The sequence below is a fragment of the Methylophaga sp. UBA2689 genome, from assembly GCA_002354555.1.
Taxonomy (GTDB): domain Bacteria; phylum Pseudomonadota; class Gammaproteobacteria; order Nitrosococcales; family Methylophagaceae; genus Methylophaga.
Genome location: DELT01000090.1, coordinates 12,036 through 14,164, shown reverse-complemented (window position 1 = coordinate 14,164; position 2,129 = coordinate 12,036). Strand labels below are relative to the sequence as shown.

The 2,129-nt window shown below is 44.5% G+C and carries 2 protein-coding genes; both read left to right on the top strand.

Annotated elements, in window-relative coordinates:
* A partial coding sequence (locus B3M51_RS10475) for an SDR family NAD(P)-dependent oxidoreductase (RefSeq protein ID WP_292759012.1) occupies nucleotides 1-627 on the top strand: 627 nt, incomplete at its 5' end.
* A gap of 72 nt (nucleotides 628-699) precedes the next feature.
* A partial coding sequence (locus tag B3M51_RS10470) for a diguanylate cyclase domain-containing protein (protein WP_292759009.1) occupies nucleotides 700-2,129 on the top strand: 1,430 nt, incomplete at its 3' end.

Here is a 2,129-nt window from a genome sequence, read left to right as displayed (position 1 = left end):
GGTAAAGTCGATGTGTTATTTAATAATGCTGCTTATGGTCAGCCAGGCGCAGTGGAAGATTTGACCCGGGACGCGCTCCGTGAACAATTTGAGACCAATGTGTTTGGTACTCAGGAACTGACTAACCTGGTGATAAAACAGATGCGCCAGCAGGGATCTGGCAGAATCATCTATAACAGCTCTGTATTAGGGCTCATCGCCTTACCCTATCGGGGCGCATACAACGCCAGTAAATTCGCCATCGAAGGTTTGGCTGATACCTTGCGTTTGGAGTTAAAAGGTACAGGTATTACCATTTCGCTCATCGAACCTGGCCCAATAACCAGCCAGTTCAGGCAAAATGCTTTTACCAAATATCAGCAGCATATTAATAAAGATACCAGTGCTCATAAGGCCAGCTATACAGCAATGGAAAAACGCCTGTTAACGCCAGGGCCAGCAGCACCTTTCACCCTTCCAGCCAAAGCAGTAGTTGATAAGTTAGTACATGCCATAGAAGCCGATCGACCAAAGATTCGTTATTACGTTACTTTTCCGACGTATCTGTTTGCGTATCTCAAACGCGTTTTACCTGCCAACGCTCTGGATTGGGTACTCCGCAAAGTTTCTCGTGATGAACAACAGTAGATTGCGCACATTATTTTCACTCCGTGATATGCCATAATCGCCGGCATATTGCTTCCCATGGATGAGATATAAATGGCCAGGATGTCAAAACTTCAACTTCATTGGAAAACGGCCTACAGTATTTTTTTTGGCAGTTGTCTGACCGGCTTCATCATTCTGAGTGTTATCGGTTATTTAAACTTTCAGCAGGGACTTTTTGAAAAAGCACAGCTGCTGACTATCTATCTCTTACCATTTTTGTTGATATTGTTGTTTTCTCTGGCCTTAACGTTATGGGTATTGCGACGTCTATCCCAACCGTTAACTCAGATTGAACAAATATCTCTGGCCCTTCCCTTATTGTCGGCAAAAAAATATCAGCAGGCACGCCAGCTATTATCAGAAACGACTGTCAGCAGTATTGATCAGGAAGTCATTGAGCTGTCGAACCTGACTCATCAACTGATAAATGTGCTGGATCATCTCGATCAGCACAGAAGGTTACGCAATCAGCAGGTTCAGATTAAGAACCGTGAGCTGCGTAAAGATCGTGACTTCATAAAAAGTCTGCTTGATACCGCCCAGTTAATCGTTTTAACCATCGATAAAAAATTTGATATTTCGCTGTTTAATGATTATGGCGAACAAATTACCGGCTATAACAAAAATGAAGTTCTCAATACCAATGTCGCCAGAATGTTTCCAGCCAGTCATTGGACTGAGGCCAATATCCATTTCAATGAATTGCTGGCCGGTCATCAGCGAATAGCCCAACAGGATGCCGAACTCATTGATAAAAACGGCCTTATCCGTCAGATTTCCTGGCTGCATTCACGCCTCGAACATGATAATCAGCAAGCGGTAATTTTATCCGTTGGTTTGGATATGACTGATAAAAAAGACGCTGAAAAACGCATTGTCTGGATGGCTGAGCATGATCCGCTGACCGACTTATGTAATCGACGAAAATTTATTGAAGAGTTCGAAAAGTCGCTGCGTATGGCGATTCGGTATCACCACCACAACACCCTGCTGTATCTCGATTTGGATCAATTCAAGGACATCAACGATACCAGCGGTCATCGGGCCGGTGATGAACTGTTGATTCTGGTTGCCCGTGCCCTCAAACGGGTTACCCGTTTTACTGATCTGGTTGCCAGACTGGGAGGCGATGAGTTTGCCATTTTAATGCCTGAAAGCGATTCTGCCGGGGCTATCACATTGGCAAAAAAAATAATCCATGAGCTGAGCACTATTCAGCTCGAATATGGTGCAGTTCACCACAAAGTATCCACCAGTATCGGTATTGTGCACTTCCCGTTACAGGATGCCAGTATTCATGAACTGATGGGGTTTGCTGATCTGGCAATGTACCAGGCAAAAGCTTTTGGTAAGGGCAGTTTCCATACCTTTTCACCTGATGATCGTACCCGAGAGCAACTGCAAGCCCGTGTGTTATGGAAACATCGAATTGAACAGGCTCTGGAACAGGATCTGTTTGTGTTGTTCTATCAGCCGATTCT